At 64.7% G+C, this 18136-nt stretch carries 15 protein-coding genes; 8 read left to right on the forward strand and 7 right to left on the reverse strand.

Annotated elements, in window-relative coordinates; genetic code table 11:
• Nucleotides 1-164: 164 nt before the first annotated feature.
• The gene (locus C2R25_RS15255; RefSeq protein ID WP_233204056.1) at nucleotides 165-1544 is read left to right on the forward strand and encodes a RimK family alpha-L-glutamate ligase; all 1380 of its coding nucleotides are present in this window, start codon (nucleotides 165-167) and stop codon (nucleotides 1542-1544) included.
• On the forward strand, nucleotides 1541-2329 hold the full coding sequence (locus C2R25_RS15260) for a sulfite exporter TauE/SafE family protein (RefSeq protein ID WP_103730024.1): 789 nt from the start codon (nucleotides 1541-1543) through the stop codon (nucleotides 2327-2329). The genes C2R25_RS15255 and C2R25_RS15260 overlap by 4 nt, the downstream gene beginning before the upstream one ends.
• Here C2R25_RS15260 and C2R25_RS15265 read toward each other — a convergent pair.
• Nucleotides 2268-3392, reverse strand: a complete 1125-nt coding sequence (locus tag C2R25_RS15265; protein WP_103730161.1) for an acyltransferase — start codon at nucleotides 3390-3392, stop codon at nucleotides 2268-2270. The two genes, C2R25_RS15260 and C2R25_RS15265, sit on opposite strands and share 62 nt — an antisense overlap.
• Before the next feature lie 512 nt (nucleotides 3393-3904).
• Here C2R25_RS15265 and C2R25_RS15270 point away from each other — a divergent pair.
• Nucleotides 3905-4630, forward strand: a complete 726-nt coding sequence (locus tag C2R25_RS15270; protein ID WP_199183854.1) for a Crp/Fnr family transcriptional regulator — start codon at nucleotides 3905-3907, stop codon at nucleotides 4628-4630.
• 28 nt (nucleotides 4631-4658) lie between these two features.
• Here the strand turns inward: C2R25_RS15270 and C2R25_RS15275 are convergent, their stop codons facing one another.
• The 5 genes from C2R25_RS15275 to C2R25_RS15295 are packed head-to-tail and all read right to left on the reverse strand — an operon-like array spanning nucleotide 4659 to nucleotide 9427.
• The gene (locus C2R25_RS15275) at nucleotides 4659-5537 is read right to left on the reverse strand and encodes an acyl-CoA thioesterase II (RefSeq protein WP_103730026.1); all 879 of its coding nucleotides are present in this window, start codon (nucleotides 5535-5537) and stop codon (nucleotides 4659-4661) included.
• Nucleotides 5530-5916 (reverse strand): MerR family DNA-binding transcriptional regulator, encoded by a 387-nt coding sequence (locus tag C2R25_RS15280; protein ID WP_103730162.1) that lies wholly within the window; start codon nucleotides 5914-5916, stop codon nucleotides 5530-5532. Before C2R25_RS15280 ends, C2R25_RS15275 begins: the two co-directional genes overlap by 8 nt.
• A 29-nt stretch (nucleotides 5917-5945) precedes the next feature.
• A complete protein-coding gene (locus C2R25_RS15285; protein WP_103730027.1) occupies nucleotides 5946-7640 on the reverse strand; it encodes a long-chain fatty acid--CoA ligase in 1695 nt (564 codons plus the stop codon).
• Complete coding sequence (locus C2R25_RS15290) at nucleotides 7640-8938, reverse strand: OmpP1/FadL family transporter (RefSeq protein ID WP_103730028.1); 1299 nt, start codon at nucleotides 8936-8938, stop codon at nucleotides 7640-7642. Before C2R25_RS15290 ends, C2R25_RS15285 begins: the two co-directional genes overlap by 1 nt.
• Nucleotides 8939-8992: 54 nt before the next feature.
• Nucleotides 8993-9427 carry a DUF2147 domain-containing protein gene (locus C2R25_RS15295; RefSeq protein WP_103730163.1) on the reverse strand — a complete coding sequence of 145 codons (435 nt, stop codon included), beginning with the start codon at nucleotides 9425-9427 and terminating at the stop codon, nucleotides 8993-8995.
• A 230-nt stretch (nucleotides 9428-9657) separates the two neighbouring features.
• On the opposite strand from C2R25_RS15295, the gene C2R25_RS15300 reads away from it, so the two are divergent.
• Genes C2R25_RS15300 through C2R25_RS15310 form a run of 3 tightly spaced genes read left to right on the forward strand, consistent with a single transcriptional unit; the run spans nucleotide 9658 to nucleotide 14972 of the window.
• A complete protein-coding gene (locus C2R25_RS15300; RefSeq protein ID WP_103730029.1) occupies nucleotides 9658-10794 on the forward strand; it encodes a thiolase family protein in 1137 nt (378 codons plus the stop codon).
• Nucleotides 10791-13115, forward strand: coding sequence for a 3-hydroxyacyl-CoA dehydrogenase/enoyl-CoA hydratase family protein (locus C2R25_RS15305; RefSeq protein WP_103730030.1), 2325 nt, complete (start codon nucleotides 10791-10793; stop codon nucleotides 13113-13115). Before C2R25_RS15300 ends, C2R25_RS15305 begins: the two co-directional genes overlap by 4 nt.
• A 51-nt stretch (nucleotides 13116-13166) precedes the next feature.
• The gene (locus tag C2R25_RS15310) at nucleotides 13167-14972 is read left to right on the forward strand and encodes an acyl-CoA dehydrogenase C-terminal domain-containing protein (RefSeq protein ID WP_103730031.1); all 1806 of its coding nucleotides are present in this window, start codon (nucleotides 13167-13169) and stop codon (nucleotides 14970-14972) included.
• 100 nt (nucleotides 14973-15072) lie between these two features.
• On the opposite strand, the gene C2R25_RS15315 is transcribed toward C2R25_RS15310, so the two are convergent.
• Entirely contained in the window at nucleotides 15073-16125 is a 1053-nt protein-coding gene (locus C2R25_RS15315; protein WP_103730032.1) for a Glu/Leu/Phe/Val dehydrogenase dimerization domain-containing protein, read from the reverse strand.
• A gap of 131 nt (nucleotides 16126-16256) precedes the next feature.
• On the opposite strand from C2R25_RS15315, the gene C2R25_RS15320 reads away from it, so the two are divergent.
• Entirely contained in the window at nucleotides 16257-16718 is a 462-nt protein-coding gene (locus C2R25_RS15320) for an Lrp/AsnC family transcriptional regulator (RefSeq protein ID WP_103730033.1), read from the forward strand.
• Nucleotides 16719-16812: 94 nt separating this feature from the next.
• Nucleotides 16813-18132, forward strand: a complete 1320-nt coding sequence (locus tag C2R25_RS15325) for an MFS transporter (RefSeq protein ID WP_103730164.1) — start codon at nucleotides 16813-16815, stop codon at nucleotides 18130-18132.
• Nucleotides 18133-18136: the final 4 nt, after the last annotated feature.

Below are 18136 nucleotides of genomic sequence, written 5' to 3' on the forward strand. Positions count from 1 at the left end.
TCCGCGCGATCGCCCCTGTTTGCACGTTTGATGACGAATGGATGGTGCGAAGCGGCTGGACAACCGGCGGCGACTCCATAGGCTCGCAACCAACATCCGTGGGCGTCATTCCTTACGGACAGTGGCTTGCACATGCGCGCGGGGTGCGCGCTTTCGGGGGAAGTATGGCTCTGCGCGGCTGGATTCTGTTTCAGCATGAACTCGATCCTTCGATACCCGAGGTGCCGGAGGTCTTCCGCTTCCAGCAGGCCGCTGCGGCGCTGGGCATCGAAATGCACGTTCTGCAGCCTCACAGCTTCGAACTGGTCGTCGGAGCGGTGGGCGACTGGGGGATTAAGTATCAGGGCCGTGCGATCGACAAGCCCGATTTCGTGATCTGCCGTACCGGCGCCGAAACCGATTACTTCACTCTCGCTCTGCTGCGTCACTTCGAACGGCGCGGTGTCCGGCTCGTCAATGGCCCTGCCACGATCGAGACAGTTTCTGACAAGCTGCACACGCTGCAGACACTTAACCGCGCTGGCTTGCCCATTCCGCGCACGATGCTGGGGGCGTTTCCCATCGACGTCGACCTTGTCGAACGCGAACTGGGCTTTCCCGTCATCGTCAAGACGCTGAAGGGCACCCGTGGCGCAGGCGTCCTCAAATGCGAGGATCGCAGCCAGTTCGAGGATCTGGCGGGCCTGCTGGAAAGCGCCGAGGCCAAGGCGGATTTCATCCTCCAGCGGTATGTACGCGCAAGCCACGGACGCGACGTGCGGGTGCTCGTCGTCGGCGGCCGTGTAATAGCGGCGATGGAGCGGCGGTCGCTGACGGGCGGGTTCAAGTCCAACGTATCGCTCGGCGGCGTCGGCGTCGCCTACAACCCTCCGCCCGACATGGCCGAACTGGCGGTCCAGGCGGCCGACGTACTGGAACTCGACATCACGGGCATCGACATCCTGTTTGACGAGGATGGCTACCGCATTTGTGAAGCCAATTCGGCACCGGGCTTCCAGGGGCTGGAGCGCGCTACCGGGCTCGACGTGCCGACCGCCATCCTGAACTGGGTACTCTCGACGCCGAGCTTGGCCAGCGAACGCACGCAGACGCCTGCGGAGCACACGGCGCTGGCAGACATGGTGTTCGGGGGGCGCGCCGGGCTGCGCACACTGATCGACCGCAACACCGAGTTTCGCAGCTTCGCGTCCGCCGTTGGGCTTCGGATGCTGGCGGCGGGGGCGGGGTGCCTCGCCCAAGGTGCGTTCCCGCGACCGCTGGTGGATCGGCGCAGCCCGACCGGGATCGGACTGCGCAGCCTTTTCACGGGACGGGCTAAAGTGGACCTGACCGGCACCAACGATCGTGCGCAGGAGCGGACGCTGCTCGTGGTTCTCGCCGCTGCGATCTGGGCTGCGGTGCTCCCTTGGCTCGCCGGGGTGGAACCCTCGCTGAGCGGGGTGCTCTCGGCCTTGTCGCTGGCCTTTCCCGTGCTCTTCCTGCTCACCACACCGGCAGGGCGGCTCAGTGGCCGGGCATCCCGGGGACGCAGGAGCAAGGGATGATCGATCTTTCCGCAGTGCCATGGGACGTGCTCGCGCCCTTCATACTGGCCGGGTTCCTGTCCCAGCTCGTGGATAGCGCAACCGGCATGGGCTTCGGCGTCCTGGCGAACTCGCTCCTGGTCCTGCTCGGCCTGCCTCCGGCGACCGCGTCTTCGGTGACGCATACCGTGGAAGGCTTCACGAGCGGCGTGTCGGGCCTGTCGCACGCGGTGCAGAGCAACGTGGACTGGTCACTGTTCGCCCGCCTCGTCCTCCCGGGCATCGCAGGCGGGCTTGTGGGGGTCTGGGCACTGTCCCACCTGAACCTGAGTATTCTGAAGCCGGTCCTGCTCGTCTATCTCGCCGCGGTGGGAATCTACCTCATCTGGCGCGGGCGGCGGCGCGCACAAGGCTATCGTCGGATGCGGGCGGTGGGACCGCTTGGCTTCGTCGCTGGCTTTTTCGATGCCTACGGCGGCGCATGGGGGCCGGTTACGACCGGTAGCCTCATCGCGCAGGGAATGACGCCGCGCATGGCTGTGGGGACCGTCAATGCGGCCGAGTTCTTCGTGACTGTGACGGTTCTTTCGGCCTTCATCGGCACGGTCGGCCTTCAGTCGTTCGTACTTCCCGCGGCGGGGTTACTGATCGGCGGCATCGTGGCGGCGCCCGTCGGCGCGGTGGTCACGCGCCGCGCGGAGCCCCGCGATCTGACCCAGTGGATCGGCGGGGTGATGCTGGCGCTCAGCCTCTGGGCGCTGGCCTCCCTTGCATTCGAGCCGACCCCGCTCTTCGATCGACTTTGATCCCATAGGAAGCTTTGAGACGTCCTCCGCTAAGGACGCCGGCCGCACCGGGCGCAACCTTCAGCAGCAGCGTCGCCAGTGCGATCACGGCACCCAGGATCAGGAAGGGCTGCGCGATCAGGAACAGCGGATAGAGCGGCGATCCCAGCTTGCCCGTCAGCTTTCCCAGCAGCGGACCGAACAGCCACAACAAGATAAGGTGCGCGCAGAAATAGAAGAACATGTACGGCTCAATACGCCGGAATAGAGGAAGCGCCCGGGTTGCGACAAGCCGCCAGGCGAGCCACCACACCGCCAGCGAAGCCGAGACCCGCGCCACCAGATCGGCGGCGGCGATCTCCACGGGGCGGGAGCCGCCGGCTTCTCCGATGGACAGAAAGAGATGCAGCGGCATCAGAACGGCGAACGGCAGAAGCGCGCACAAGGCCGGCCAGCCGGCAAGACGCTCGGCCAGGCTGGTGCGGCGCACCAGGATCCCGATCGTGAAAAACATGAGGATGGAGGGTCGCAGGAGGATGGGCGGCCCCAGCCCCAGCACGTGGCAGGCCCCTGCGGCCAATACCACAGAAAGCAGCATGGCCGAGGGCAGGCGCACCAGCAGCGGTGCAGCCACCATGCACAGGAACAGGTCCCTCAAGAAGGGCATTTGCACGTCGATGTCGGGCGGTCGGGTGAGGATGAAGATTTCTTCCGCCAGCCACCGCACGGACTGAGGGACAGGAGCGGCCATCCCGAACAGCCAGGCGGTGCCTGACACCAGGGCGATGGCGAGCACGTTCCAGAGGATCATCGGCAAGGCTATGGTCCGCGCCTTTCGCGCGACATGAGCCCTCCAGTTGCACGTCTGCGTCGATCCCGCGACGAGCCAGCCCGATATCAGGCCGAGCAGAGGCACGGCACTTCGGCCGAATACCTCCATAAGCATCCAGCGCAGCAGTTCCTGAGGCGTGCCGCGTGCCAATTCCAGATCGTGCCCTGACAGACCCGTCCAGGCGTGGACATAGACGATGCCGGTGATGCAGATGACGCGGGCGATGCGGATCGCATCGGAACGCCGCGCCATGATATCGCTGTTCGTGTCAGCCAAGCACCACCTTGCCCATCGTCATCCATGCTCCATCTACATTCCCGGCATCATAAAGCCTGCGCGGGGAAGTGGTTGCTGCACAGCCGCCTTGTCAAGCTCGCGCGCCGCCGTATCGGGGATGTGCCACCGCCGAAGACCTGCTGCGCGAGCACGGCGGTATGGAGGCTGGAAGTCGGAGAAGGCATCTGTGGCCGCGCCGGCACGTACTTGCGGGTCGGGCAGCCGGTCCGCGACGTACAAGGGACGGCAGTCCTGGCGGGAAGAGTGGCACGCGTCCGAATGGAGGAGGTTTCGGCGCAGAGCCGGCAGTCTGCGGCGTCAACGCCCGGGCCGGGGTCCCGAGCCCTGTGGGGACACTGCGGGACGCCATCAGCGGCGGCACCGGAGGGGTAAATCAGTCTGCCCAAAAGGGGATTAACGCATGTAAATGCTGCAAGCTGCGGGACCGCGCAATGACGGCGTATTGCTCTTTTGGGAACCGGTCACACTTGTCGTTACACCTCCCCGCGTTCGCCAATCTCACGGAAGCCGATCGCGAAATTCTGGATACCGTGCTCAACAGACGCGTACGAGTATTGCCCCCGCGCCACGACATCATCCGTGAGGGGGACAGGCCAGGTCACGTCTGCTTCATCCTTGATGGCTGGGCGCAGCGCTACAAGCAGCTTGCGGATGGTCGCCGGCAGATACTGTCCTTCTTTGTGGCGGGTGACCTGTGTGACGCGAACGTCTTCATCCCTTGCGCCATGGACCATTCGCTTTCCACGATAACCCAGGTGCAGCTGGCAGAAGTAGCGAAGCCGGATCTTCGTGAGTTAGCCGAGGCCATCCCGCGTGTCGGCGAGGCCTTGCGGCGGACGGAGCAGGTTGCAATTGCCATCCAGCGGGAGTGGACCACCAGCATCGGCCAGCGGACCGCTTACGAGCGCATCGCCCACCTTTTCTGCGAAATGTTCATGCGACTGCGCGACGGTGGAGCGACGCAGGGAGACACCTGCGACTTCCCGCTTACGCAGAGCGATATCGCGGACGCCACCGGGCTCACCCAGGTGCATGTGAACCGGACCATCCAGGAGATGCGGCGGGATGGCCTGATCGAGTTGCGCAACCGCCAGCTGACCATGCACGATCTGGACAGGCTGATGGCCGTGGCCCTGTTCAACCCCCATTACCTCCACCTCGATCCGGCGGAGAGCCAGCACCAGCCGGTGTGAGCGCGCGCGTCGCGTGTCGAAGCGGCGCCTAGGCTTTCCGGTCGGAAGGAGGAGCCAATCGACAAAGCCCTTCTTGCGCTACACTTGCCACGAGGCGGCCCGAGCGGTCGTAGATCGACCCGCGCGCGAAGCCCCGCGCATGGCCGGCCCAGGGGCTGTCCATCACGTAGAGCAGCCAGTCTTCCACCGGAGGCGTGGAATGGAACCACACCGCGTGATCGAGACTGGCGACCTGCAGGCCGGGTGTGAAGAACGTCGTGTGCGGCAGTACCGCAGTCGACACGAGCGCGAAATCGCTCGCGTAGGCGACCACCACCCGCTTCAGCGCGTCATCGCCTCCCAGCGGAGCGGCAAGCCTGAACCAGAGGAACTGGCGCGGGGTCTCGGTGTCGCTGGTTGCCTGCGGGCCAGGGCGCACCTCGAAAGGCGCCAGCCTTTCGTACATCGCCTGCGGCAGCTTCTGGCCTGCCGCAGTGAGAGCGGCCACCATCTCGGGGCATTGCTCCGGCTCGGGCACGGCGGGCATCGGCGCTGCGTGCGCGAAGCCTTCTTCGCGGCGGTGAAAGGACGCCGCCAGGTTCAGGATCGGTTTGCCGCCCTGCATGGCGACGACCCGGCGGTTGGCGAAGCTGCCGCCGTCAAAGTCCCGCAGCACGCGGTAGATGATCGGCCTGGTGGTGTCTCCCGCGCGCAGGAAGTAGGCGTGAAGGGAGTGGGCGTCGCGCTCTTCCCCTCCCGCGTCGCGAATACCGCGCGCGGCCGCAGCAAGAGCCTGTGCCACGACCTGACCGCCGAATACACGCCCGGGGCCTTCGGCGGCGGCAGCTCCGCGGTACAGATCGGTGTCGATTTCCTCGACTTCGAGCAGTGTACGCAGCTCAGCGACGGCTGCTGCGGGATCAGTCATGAACGGGCCTCACAGGTGAGCCTTCGAGCCGGGCGGACGCCTGTCGCTCGATGGAAAGAAGTTCGTCCAGCGTCTGCTCAATGGCGAGCTTCTGCTTGCGCAAGTCGGAAATGCGTTCGCGGATGCGGGCACGGAGCGCCCGTACCTGCTCCAGATGTTCGGGGTCCACGTCGTAGAGGTCGAGGAACTCCTTGATCTCGCGGATGGAAAACCCAAGGCGCTTGCCGCGCAGGATCAACTGCATACGGCCTATCTCGCGCTTTGAATAAATGCGGGTCGTTCCCGCGCGCTGGGGGGCGATGAGCCCTTTATCCTCGTAGAACCGCAGCGTTCGCATTGTCACGCCGAGCAGGGTGGCAGCTTCCTGAATACCCAGCATCGGCTGGCCCTCCGAAGCGGGAAGGGCGGTCAAGACCTGGTCCCACCCTCTCGCCTGGCAGCCTCTTCCGCCACTAGCTCCTTCTTCGACAGCTTGCCGACCATCGTCTTGGGCAGCGAATCTCGGAACTCGATCGAGGCAGGCATCTCTATCTTGTTCAGTCTGTCACGCAGGAAGGCCGTCAGCTCATTCTCGACGAGGATGTCGCCGCTGTGAAGGACGACGAAAGCCTTGGGTGCCTGTCCGCGGTATTCGTCAGGGATGCCGATCACCACGGCTTCGGCCACCATAGGGTGCTCGTAGAGCGCTTCCTCGATGATGCGGGGATAGACGTTGTAGCCGCCGCACAGGATCACGTCCTTGATACGGTCTACAAGGAACAGATAGCCGTCCTCGTCGAGATAACCGATGTCACCGGTGCGCAGCGCGCCGTCGGTGAAGGTCTTGTCGGTGTCCTCCGGCCGGTTCCAGTACCCCTCCATCACCTGAGGGCCGCGGGCGCAGACCTCGCCCTTCTCACCCTGGGCGCAGAGTCGCGCAGGATCGGCGGGATCGCGGATTTCCAGCACAGTGCCAGGGAAGGCGGGACCGCAGGAGTTGTCCTTCACAAGGCCGTCCAACGGGTTGCAGGCGATGATGGGACTGGCTTCGGACAGGCCGTAGCCTTCCACCACGCGTACCCCGGTACGCTGCTCGAATTCACGCCGCACTTCGAGCGGCAGCGGTGCGCCACCGGAAATGCAGACGCGCACACAGTCGAATTCTCCGTGGAGCTGCTGATGATTCAGCGCGGTGTAGAGCGTGGGCACACCGAAGAACTGGGTGGGCTTCGTCCGCTTGGCCGTGGCGAGGAACGACTTCATTTCGAAACGGGGCAGCAGAATCATCTCCGCTGCCGTATCGACCGAGTAGTTCAGCACCGTCGTCAGCGCGAAGACATGGAAGAGAGGCAGGACGCCCAGCGTGCGTTCCTGCTTCTCGGGCATGCTGCCTACGTGGGCGATCATCTGTGCCGAGTTCGCCGCGAGATTGGCGTGGCTGAGCATCGCCCCCTTCGGCACTCCGGTGGTGCCGCCGGTGTACTGCAGCACCGCAAGATCGTCAGGCACGCGGTCAACCGGGTCCGGCTCGGCGTCACGGGCGATCAGGGTGGACCAGCGGACGTAGCGCACATCATGGGGTTCGTGCGCGATGTCGCTGCGCTTGAAGAGGAGAAAGGCGTGACGCTTCATCGCGGGCAGGGCATCGGCGAACGGGCATACCACGATCCGCTTCAGGGTGCCGGTTCCGACGAGCGGCTCCAGCTTGGGAAGGCTGATCGCAAGGTCCGTGGCGATCATCACTTCGCAGCCGGAGTCGTTCACCTGGTGCGCTATCTCGCGCTCGGTGTACAGCGGGTTGAAGTTGACGACGATGCCGCCGATCCGCAGCACCGCGAAGTAGGCGATCACGTAGTAAGGTGTATTCGGAAGGCACAGGCCCACCCGGGTGCCCTTTTCGACACCAAGGTCCTGAAGGCCGCGAGCGGCCCGCTTCACAAGATTGCCGATCTCTTCGTAGGACCACTTGCGGCCCATAAAGTCGACGGCGGGCCATGAGCCGTGCTCCTGCACGGCATGGTCGAGCAGGTCCGTCAGAAGCCGCGGCGCGATCGGCGGCATCTCGTCCGTCGTGAAGGTTTCGCGGGCGGACTGCCCTCCGCCGATCGTCGCCGCGTCATTCATCAGAAGGCCATCCTTGCACCGAGGGAGAGGACGAGTGCCGAAGCATCGCGCAGTTCGCCGTTCACCAGGATCGGCGTCTGAACCGGCGTGCCGGCGTAAGCGGCCGTGGTGCGATCGATCGGAGCGTCTTCGAACGTGATGTACGATGCCGCCGCGTCGATGGTGAACCTGGAGTTCATGGCGTAGCTGGTGCCAGCCGAGAAGTTCCAGCGGTTCGCGTCCGGCACGCGTGCGTCACGGTCGCCGTTGCGGGTCGGCGTGATGCCGCGCTGGAAGCCGGTGCGGATGGTCCACTGCGGGTTCAACTCGTAGTCGGCACCAATCGCCCAGGTCCAGCTGTTGCGGTAGTTCTCCGGGATCGACTGGTTCAGCGGAGCGCCGAGATCGATCGAATCGAATTCGCTCCAGCCCATCCGGACGACTTGCGCGTTGAGCGTGAAGCGGTCGCTCATCTTGGCGCGCGCGCTGCCGATGAGCATCCACGGGGTGCTGAACTCCGCCTTCGCGTCAACGACACGGTTCTGGCCTGCCAGCGGCCCAACGAGGCCTTCAATGGTCACGCTGCCGTCGAGCTTGTGCTTGATCGACGACTTGTATGCGAGGCCGAGCGAGACAGGGCCGTCATGGAACTGCACGCCGGCCGACCAGCCCACATCCCAGCCCTTGCCCTTCAGGTTCTGGTGACCGTCGGGAAGAAGCGGCGAGAGGTTGGGGAGGTAATTGCCGAGGGCGGCGTCGACATGCTCGATGTTCGCTGCCGCGCCGATGTACAGGCCGTCCGTGATGGCGACGGCGATGCTGGGCTGGATGTCGAAGGTGCGCAGCTTGGTCTTGTCGGCCGAATAGCGCGCCCAGCTGTCCGCATCGTAGTCGGTCGTGAACGAATACGGTGCCGCAACGCTGAGGCCGACGGCTACGCGGCCGAAGCCGTAGGCAACCGCGCCCGAGGGCAGCACGCCGTTGTTGATCGGGTTCTTCGACACGTTCTCACCGCCCACAGGGGCCGCTGCCTGGCCGGGGCGGACGATGAGCGTGTTCTCGTTCACGACTTCGCCGCGCGGGCGGATGAAGCTGGCGCGGATGGAGGCTTCGCCGCCCTGGAGACCACCGATGGACGCAGGGTTCCACCACAGCGAATCCACGCCGGTGTCGGCCGCTTCACCCGAAAAGGCGCGGCCTTGGCCGCGGACGGACTGTTCCTGAAGGTAAAACGCCTGCGCACTTGCCGATCCGGCCCAAGCGAAGGCGACGATGCTAGCCGCGCTCGCGAGGAGGATACGGCCGGTCTTGATTTGCATTGGGGACTCTCCCTTGAAGATAAATTTTTGCTGCAGCTTGAACTGTTTGTCGCGTTATTTGATGCGCGTCCACGTCTGAGTTTTGCACAGGGGCCACACGATGCAGCCCTTCAGCTTCAGCGTGTCGGCGCCAGCCGGGGTGATGGTCGCCTTGTAGGTTCCGCCATCCTCGGGGTTGTAGATGGTGCCACCCGTCCACTGCCCCTTTTCGTGCTTGAAGCCGCCCAGGATCTGCAGGCCCTTGAGACGGCGGTCGCGCTTGGCCGCGTCCTTGTTGTTGACGTCCTTGAGGTCCGGGTTCTTCTGGATATTGGCTGAATTGGCCAACTTTCCGCAGATCGACGCGCCGCAGCGCTCGATCTGGACGACGCCGTGCTTTGCCGGCGTCTGCCATGAACCCACGAGTGAACCGGCATCTGCGGCAAACGCCGGCGAAGCGGCGCCTACGGCGGAAACCAACGCCAAAGTCGCAAGTTTAACGATGTGCATCAGCGGCCTCTCCATCTCTCTCGCCCTGGTTCTTGTTGATGGAACGTGCCCCTGACTTGGCAGGCGGCGATCGCTTCCGAACCGGATAGACTCGGCATAACCCAAAAATATCTTGACGTATAGGGAAAGAATCGCACCTTAAGGGAAGACGTTCGAGAGGACGAGGATCGTACGGATTCGGCCCGGCCTGTGTGCTGGCGCAAGGTCGGTCCGCTCATGGAGAGGTATACATGCAAAGCGTCGTGATCGCGGGATATGCCCGTTCGCCGTTCCACCTTGCCAACAAGGGTGCGCTTGCCCGCGTCCGCCCGGATGACCTGACCGCACAGGTGATCCGGGGGCTTATTTCCAAGACGGGCGTTGAGCCCGCCGATATCGAGGACATCATCGTCGGCTGCGCCTTCCCGGAAGGTGAGCAGGGCCTCAACGTCGCCCGTCTGATCGGCCTCCTGGCCGACCTGCCGTTGTCGGTCGGCGGCATGACGGTGAACCGCTTCTGCGGCTCCTCGATGAGCGCCATCCACACCGCAATGGGGCAGATCGCGATTGGTGCGGGCGAAGTCTTCATCTGCGCCGGTGTCGAATCCATGAGCCGCGTGCCCATGATGGGCTTCAACCCGCTGCCGAACCCGACGCTCGCGAAGAAGAGCGCGGCTTACATGGGCATGGGTGAAACGGCCGAGAACGTCGCCACCAAGTACCAGATCGGCCGGGCGGAACAGGAAGCTCTGGCGGTCGAAAGCCAGAAGCGCGCGGCTGCCGCACGCGAAGCCGGCAAGCTGTCGGACGAGATCGTGCCGATCGAAACGAAGAACGGCATCGTCAGCGAAGACGGCGCCATTCGTGCGGAAACGACCGCGGAGGGTCTTTCCGCGCTGAAGCCTGCCTTTGATGCGCAGGGCTCCGTCACCGCGGGCACCTCCTCGCCGCTCACCGACGGTGCCAGCGCCGTGCTCGTCACGACCGAGGAGTATGCGCGCGCTCACGGCCTGCCGATCCTCGCCCGCGTGAAGTCGGTGGCGATCTCCGGTTGCGCGCCTGAAACGATGGGGCTGGGACCGATCCTTTCCAGCCAGAAGGCCATGGAACGGGCCGGCATCTCCGCCGCCGATCTCGACGTCGTTGAGCTGAACGAAGCCTTCGCCTCGCAGGCGCTGGCCTGCATCAAGGACCTCAACCTCGATCTCGCCAAGGTGAACATCGACGGCGGCGCCATCGCCATCGGTCACCCGCTTGGCGCCACCGGCGCACGCATCGTCGGCAAGGCGGCCGCGCTGCTCAAGCGCGAAGGCGGCAAGTACGCTCTCGCAAGCCAGTGCATCGGTGGCGGGCAGGGCATCGCCACCGTACTGGAGGCCGTGGAATGAGCGACGCCATCAAGAAAGTCTGCGTGATCGGCGCCGGCACCATGGGTGCCGGTATCGCCGCCCAGGTTGCGAACGCCGGCGTGCCGGTTCTGCTGCTCGACATCGTTCCCAAGGAAGGCACGAACCGCAACGCCATCGCCGAAGGCGCGGTGGCCAAGATGCTCAAGACCGATCCGGCCCCCTTCATGAGCAAGTCTGCCGCCAAGCTGGTGGAGACGGGCAACATCGAGGACCATCTCGACAAAGTCGCCGAGTGCGACTGGGTCATCGAGGCAGTCATCGAACGGCTGGACATCAAGCAGGGCCTTTACGCCAAGCTCGAAGCCATCAAGCGCGAAGGTACGGCGGTCTCGTCGAACACCTCGACGATCCCGCTGGCGCAGCTGGTCGAGGGGCGCTCGGATGCGTTCAAGCGCGACTTCCTCATCACGCACTTCTTCAACCCGCCCCGCTACATGCGGCTGATGGAGATCGTGACCGGCAAGGACACGGACGCAGCGGTCGCCGCCAAGGTCGAACGCTTCGCCGACGTCGCCATGGGCAAGACCGTGGTGAAGGCCAACGACACCCCCGGCTTCATCGCCAATCGCATCGGCACGTACTGGATCCAGCTGGGCCTGAACGCAGCGTTTGACATGGGCCTGACGGTCGAGTTGGCGGATGCTGTCGCGGGCAAGCCGATGGGCGTTCCCAAGACCGGTATTTTCGGGCTGGTCGACCTCGTGGGTATCGATCTCATGCCTCACCTGCAGGCAAGCCTGACTTCCACTCTTCCCAAGGATGATCCGTACCAGGGCATCGCCCGCTCACACCCCCTCATCGAAAAGATGATCGGTGAGGGCTATACGGGCCGCAAGGGCAAGGGCGGGTTCTATCGCCTCAACAAGGAGATGGGACGCCGCAAGGAATCCGTCGACCTGAAGACCGGCGAATACCGCGAAAGCATCCGTGCGGCGGGGCCTTCGGGCGCGGCTGCCAAGGGCGATCTGCGCAAGCTGGTGGAAACCAAGGGGCCGGTCGGTGAATACGCCTGGGCCATTCTCGGCGGTACGCTCGCCTATGCGGCATCGCTGATCCCATCGGCCGCAGCCGACGTGGTCGCGATCGACGACGCCATGAAGCTGGGCTACAACTGGAAGGCTGGCCCCTTCGAGATGATCGACAAGCTGGGCGCTGCCTGGCTGGCGCAGCGTCTCGAAGCCGACGGCACGCCGGTGCCGGAGATCCTGCGCATCGCCGGTGATCGCACGTTCTATCGCGTCGAAGGCGGCAAGCGGCAGTTCCTGGGCCTGGACGGCGTGTACCACGACGTGGTCCGTGCCGAGGGCGTCTTGCGCCTTGCCGATATCAAGCTCGCTTCCAAGCCGCTGCTGAAGAATTCCTCGGCCGCGCTTTGGGACATCGGCGACGGCGTCGTCGCGCTCGAATTCACCGGCAAGATGAACGCGCTTGACGGTGAGGTCATGAAGCTGATCATCGAGGCGCTGCCTCTCGTCGCCTCCAAGTACAAGGCGCTCGTCGTGTACAACGATGCGGACAGCTTTTCCGCAGGGGCCAACCTCGGCCTTGCCCTCTTCGCGGTGAACATCGCGGCGTGGAGTGAGATCGAGAAGCTCGTGGCCGGTGGCCAGATGGCGTACAAGGGCCTCAAGTATGCGCCGTTCCCGGTCGTCGGTGCACCTGCCGGGCTGGCCGTGGGTGGCGGCTGCGAGATCCTGCTGCACTGTGACGCGGTACAGGCGCATGCCGAGCTTTACACCGGACTGGTCGAGTGCGGCGTCGGCCTCATCCCCGGCTGGGGCGGTAACGGCGAGATGCTGGACCGCTGGCAGAAGAACAAGATGATGCCCAAGGGGCCGATGCCTCCTGTGGCCAAGGTCTTCGAGACGGTGTCGACGGCAACGGTGTCCAAGTCCGCCGCGCAGGCCAAGGAACTGCTGTTCCTGCGGGCTGACGACGGCATCACCATGAACCGGGACCGGCTGCTGTACGATGCCAAGCAGAAGGCCCTTGCGCTGGTGGACGGCTACACGCCGCCCGAAGCGCCGGAGTACCGCCTGCCAGGCGAAAGCGGGCGCGTCGCACTTTCCATGGCGGCGGAGGGTTTTCGCAAGCAGGGCAAGGCCACCGATTACGACATGGTCGTCTCGGATGCGCTCGCCACGGTCCTGTCGGGCGGCGATGCCGATCTGGTCGACACGGTGACGGAGCAGGAACTCCTCAAGCTGGAGCGCGAGGCCTTCATGCGGCTCGTGCGCGAGCCCCGCTCCATCGCCCGCGTCGAGCACATGCTCGAAACCGGCAAGCCCCTGCGCAACTGACGGCGCGACTGAGTTGGAGGGCGGCCGTGCGCCGCCCCAGGAGAGAGACAAATGCAGGTCTATGAAGCGCCACTGCGCGACATGCGGTTCGTGATCCACGAACTCTTTAACAACGAGAAGTACGGGCAGGACGGCTTCGGCAAGCTGGAGGCGCTGGAAGAGTTCAGCCCAGACCTGGTCGACGCCATCCTGGAGGAAGCGGCTAAGGTGGCGCAGGAAGTCCTGCTGCCGCTGAACCGGTCAGGCGACATCGAGGGGTGTACCCTCGAGAACGGCGTCGTGCGCACACCCAAGGGCTTCAAGGAAGCCTACGACATGTTCCGCGAGGGTGGCTGGTGCGCGCTGGCGTCCGACCCGCAGTGGGGCGGCCAGGGCTTGCCGGAGGCCGTGAACAAGATGACCGAGGAGATGATCTGCTCGGCCAACCTCTCGTTCAGCCTCTATCCCGGCTTGACGCACGGCGGCACTACCGCGATCGAGGCTTACGCCAGTGACGAGTTGAAGCAGTTCTATCTGCCCCGGATGGTTTCTGGCGACTGGTCGGGCACGATGTGTCTCACCGAGCCACATTGCGGCACCGATCTCGGCATGCTGCGCACCAAGGTGGTGCCGCAGGACGACGGTTCGTACAAGGTGAGCGGCGCGAAGATCTTCATTTCGGCCGGCGAGCATGACCTGACCGAGAACATCGTGCATCTCGTCCTTGCCCGCCTGCCGGACGCGCCCGCCGGGGTGAAGGGGATCAGTCTCTTCCTCGTGCCCAAGTACCTGCCCAAGGACGACGGAACGCCGGGGCCGGCGAACGGCGTTTCGGTCGCCGCGATCGAGCACAAGATGGGCCTCAAGGCTTCGGCAACTTGCCAGCTCAATTTCGACGATTCGATCGGTTGGCTGGTCGGCAGGCCCAACAAGGGCATGGAAGCGATGTTCAAGATGATGAACACCGAGCGTGTCTCGGTTGGCATCCAGGGTCTTGGCATCGGCGAAGCGGCTTACCAGTCGGCCGTGTACTACGCGAAGGAGCGCCTGCAGGGCCGTTCGCTGTCGGGCGTGAAGAACCCCAGCGGTCCGGCCGATCCGATCATCGTTCATCCCGACGTGCGCCGCATGCTGATGACGATGCGCGCCTACAACGAAGGCTGCCGCGCCCTCGGCGCCTGGGTCAGCCGTGCGCTCGATGCCGAAAAGCACGCGACCGACCCCGAGGTGAAGCAGGGTGCCGAGGACTTCATCGCGCTTATGACCCCGGTGGTGAAAGCGCTGTTCACGGACCTCGGGCATGAGAGCGCCAATCTGGCGGTCCAGGTCTACGGTGGCCACGGTTACATTGCCGAGAGCGGCGTGGAGCAGTACGCCCGTGACGCCCGCATCGCGATGATCTACGAGGGCACCAACGGCATCCAGGCCCTCGACCTTGTGGGGCGCAAGATGCCCGCGCACATGGGCCGCTACCTGCGCAGCTTCTTCCACCCGGTCTCGCAGTTCATCGAGGCGACAAAGGGTGATGCGCAGTTCGGCCGTATGGTCGAGGCGCTGGAGAAGGCCTTCGGTGCGCTTCAGCTCTCCACGGGCACGATCGCGCAGAAGGGCATGAAGGACCCTGAGGAAGCGGCGGCTGCCGCGACCGATTACCTGCGCCTGATGGGGCTGGTCGCGATGGCATACTGCTTCGCCAAGTCCGCCATGATCGCCCGGGACGAGCTTGGCAGCGGGACCGAAGACGCCGCGTTCTACAAGGCGAAGCTGGCCACGGCGCAGTTCTACTTCGATCGCATCCTCCCGCAGGCGACCGCCGCGTTCCTGGCGATCAAGGCTGGCAAGGGCTCGATGATGGCGCTGGACGAGGCAGCGTTCTGATCCGCTGAGCGAAGTCACGCTCCCGAAAACAGAACAACCCAAGGCGGCCATGCCACCTTGGGTTGTTTCGTACCTGCCGTTCCGATCCGAAGAAGAAGGATCAGGCGGGAAGGGGTTCCGGCGCCTGCATCAGGTCTTCGGCCATGCGATCGGCGACGGCATTGGGTGAAAGACCTTCATCGGCGGCGATGGCGAGGACTTCGTGCGTGCGCGGCCCGATTTCGAGAACGCGGTTGCGCACCTCCTGCTCGCTCTCGCCGAGGTATTCCGCTGAAACGTTGATGATGCCGCCGGCGTTCACCACGTAGTCGGGCGCATAGGAGATCCCGCGCGCCATAAGCGCCTGCGCGATGTCCGGCTCCGCCAGCTGGTTGTTCGCGGCGCCGCACACGATCCCGGCCTTGAGCACGGCGACGGTGCCTGCGTTGAGAGCACCGCCGAGCGCACAGGGCGCGAAGACGTCCGCCTGGCTCTCTGCGATCTCCTCCACCGATACCACCGCGGCGCCAAGCTCATCGGCCAAGCGGGCACAGCGCGCCGCGTCGATGTCCGCGACGACCAGATTGGCGCCCGCTTCGCGCAGGAGCCGCGCCAGTCCAGCGCCGACGTTGCCGACGCCGGAAATGGCGACCGTCATGCCTGACAGGGTGCCGCCATGGCGGAACGCCACGGCCGCCTTCATCGCCTCGAACACGCCAAGGGCGGTCCATGGCGACGGATCACCGCCGGCAAGCCCCGGAAGAGCGGTGCGGCCGGCCACGTGGCGGGTGTGACGTGCCACGCACTCCATGTCGCCGACGTTCGTACCCACGTCCTCAGCCGTGACATAGCGGCCGTCGAGCTTCTCGACCGCCTCGCCGAACGCTTCGAACAGGGCGCGCCGGTCGAACTCGCCTGCGGGGCGGCGCAGTACGGCCTTGCCGCCGCCGAACGGCAGGCGGGCCATCGCGTTCTTGTAGCTCATCCCCTCGGCAAGGCGGAAGGCGTCGGCCATGGCGAGGCTGGTGTCCTCATAGGTCCAGAAACGACAGCCGCCGGCGGCCGGTCCGCGCGCGGTCGAGTGAATGGCGATGACGCCATCGAGACCGGCGGCTTCGTCGGACAGGCGAACATATTCCATCGGCGGCATCATGCGCCGGTGTTGGGCAACCATTGCTAGGCTCCTGCGTGTTGGGACAGCGCGACCATTATGGCAGGCACTGCGAACGAAATCTGACCTCATTTCCGGCTCTGCGCTGCAAACTGAGCGAGACACAACCCTGCAAAGGCCGTAATGAGAATGAAATGACCGACCTTGACCCTTATGAGAGAAAAATTCTCCGCGAGTTGCAGCGGGACGCGAATCAGACCACGGCGCAGATCGCCGAGCGCGTCGGCCTCTCGGCATCGCCCTGCTGGCGGCGTATCGATCGGCTCGAGCGCGAGGGCTTCATCCAGCGCCGGGTCGCGATCGTGGACCGGCACAAGGTGGGTCTCAATGCCCATGTCTTCGCACAGGTCAAGCTGAACGCCCACGGCCGCGCCAATCTGGACGAATTCGCCGCCAAGATCCGCGAATATCCCGAGGTGCTCGACTGTTACGTTCTGATGGGTTCGGTCGACTTCATGATCCGGGTAGTGGCTGAGGACATCAACGCCTACGAGCGCTTCTTCTTCGAAAAACTTTCCCAGCTTCCCGGGATTCAGGAAATCACTTCAACCGTCGCGCTCTCCGAGATCAAGGCGACGACAGCCTTGCCGATCTGAACAACCAGCGGCGACGGGCTTGATCCGCGACGGGTGCCCGCCTTAGGTGCGCAGAAGGTTTGCCGGAGGGGGGCAGGGTATGGCATCGGGGAACATGGCTGCAGGAATACCGATCGGTTCGGGCATCGGCCAACCCGCCTTGACCGACGCGATGCGGTTGCGCGCCATTCTGGCCGGATCGGCGGGCAATCTCATCGAATGGTATGACTTCTACGTCTATGCCTTCACCGCCCTGTACTTCTCCTCGGAGTTTTTCCCGAAGAGCGACCCGCTGGTGCAGGTCATGGCCACCAGCGGCATCTTTGCGGTTGGCTTCCTGATGCGACCGATCGGGGGGTGGTTCTTCGGCCGCTATGCTGACCGGCGCGGTCGGCAGCAGGCCATGGTGCTGTCGGTGCTGATGATGGGGGCCGGTGCCCTGCTGATCGCCGTGCTGCCGACCTACGCGACCCTGGGCGCTGCGGCTCCGGCCCTGCTGCTGGCAGGGCGTATGCTGCAAGGCTTCTCCACCGGCGGCCAGTACGGCACCGCGGCGACATACCTTAGCGAAGTTGCCGGGGCGCGGCGGCGCGGCTTCTGGTCCTCTTTCCAGTATGTCACCCTCATCGGCGGGCAACTGGCGGCCACGCTCGTGATCCTGATCCTCCAGCAGATCTTCGGAGACGCGGGCATGAGGGCGTGGGGATGGCGCATCGCCTTTCTCATCGGTGCGGTGGCCGCAGGCACGATCCTTCTCCTGCGCGACCACATGCATGAGACAGCGAGCGAGCAGAACCGGTCGGCATCCGAGGCGGGCAGCCTTGCCGAGCTCTTCCGCCACTCCACCCGGCCGTTCCTCATCGTGGCCGCGCTCACCGCGGGTGGTAGCCTGATGTTTTATTCGTTCACCACTTACATGCAGAAGTTCCTCGTGCTCACCGTCGGCATGACCAAGGAAACGGCGACGCTGTTGATGACGGGCGTGCTTGTCGTGTTCATGGTGCAGCAGCCGCTGATGGGGCTGCTCTCGGATCGGATTGGCCGGCGCACCAACATGATCCTCTTCGCCGCCCTGGGTGTTCTGTGCACCATCCCGTTGTTCAGTGCACTGGCTGTGACGCGCAGCCCGGCCGCGGCCTTCGTGCTGATCGCTGCGGGCCTGACGATCTGCAGCTTCTACACATCGGTGAGCGGCCTGTTCAAGGCGGAGCTGTTTCCGATCCACGTGCGCGCCCTTGGTGTGGGCCTCGCGTATGGCATCGCGAACGCCATTTTCGGCGGAACGGCGGAGAACGTCGCGCTTGCGTTCAAGAGCGGCGGAATGGAGCACGGCTTCTACTGGTACGTGACGGCGTTGTGCCTGGTGTCGCTCGGCGCGGCGCTGATGCTGCCGGACACACGGCGGAACAACCCGCTGGACCTCGAACGGACCTGAATGC

Source organism: Novosphingobium sp. HII-3 (assembly GCF_002916655.1).
GTDB classification, from domain to species: domain Bacteria; phylum Pseudomonadota; class Alphaproteobacteria; order Sphingomonadales; family Sphingomonadaceae; genus Novosphingobium; species Novosphingobium panipatense.

Coding starts and splice junctions, on each gene's coding strand:
- C2R25_RS15255 (WP_233204056.1), top strand. CDS start 165: ATGGCTCTGCGCGGCTGGATTCTGTTTCAGCATGAACTCGATCCTTCG.
- C2R25_RS15260 (WP_103730024.1), top strand. CDS start 1,541: ATGATCGATCTTTCCGCAGTGCCATGGGACGTGCTCGCGCCCTTCATA.
- C2R25_RS15265 (WP_103730161.1), bottom strand. CDS start 3,392: ATGGCGCGGCGTTCCGATGCGATCCGCATCGCCCGCGTCATCTGCATC.
- C2R25_RS15275 (WP_103730026.1), bottom strand. CDS start 5,537: ATGACTGATCCCGCAGCAGCCGTCGCTGAGCTGCGTACACTGCTCGAA.
- C2R25_RS15280 (WP_103730162.1), bottom strand. CDS start 5,916: ATGCTGGGTATTCAGGAAGCTGCCACCCTGCTCGGCGTGACAATGCGA.
- C2R25_RS15285 (WP_103730027.1), bottom strand. CDS start 7,640: ATGAATGACGCGGCGACGATCGGCGGAGGGCAGTCCGCCCGCGAAACC.
- C2R25_RS15290 (WP_103730028.1), bottom strand. CDS start 8,938: ATGCAAATCAAGACCGGCCGTATCCTCCTCGCGAGCGCGGCTAGCATC.
- C2R25_RS15295 (WP_103730163.1), bottom strand. CDS start 9,427: ATGCACATCGTTAAACTTGCGACTTTGGCGTTGGTTTCCGCCGTAGGC.
- C2R25_RS15300 (WP_103730029.1), top strand. CDS start 9,658: ATGCAAAGCGTCGTGATCGCGGGATATGCCCGTTCGCCGTTCCACCTT.
- C2R25_RS15305 (WP_103730030.1), top strand. CDS start 10,791: ATGAGCGACGCCATCAAGAAAGTCTGCGTGATCGGCGCCGGCACCATG.
- C2R25_RS15310 (WP_103730031.1), top strand. CDS start 13,167: ATGCAGGTCTATGAAGCGCCACTGCGCGACATGCGGTTCGTGATCCAC.
- C2R25_RS15315 (WP_103730032.1), bottom strand. CDS start 16,125: ATGGTTGCCCAACACCGGCGCATGATGCCGCCGATGGAATATGTTCGC.
- C2R25_RS15320 (WP_103730033.1), top strand. CDS start 16,257: ATGACCGACCTTGACCCTTATGAGAGAAAAATTCTCCGCGAGTTGCAG.
- C2R25_RS15325 (WP_103730164.1), top strand. CDS start 16,813: ATGGCTGCAGGAATACCGATCGGTTCGGGCATCGGCCAACCCGCCTTG.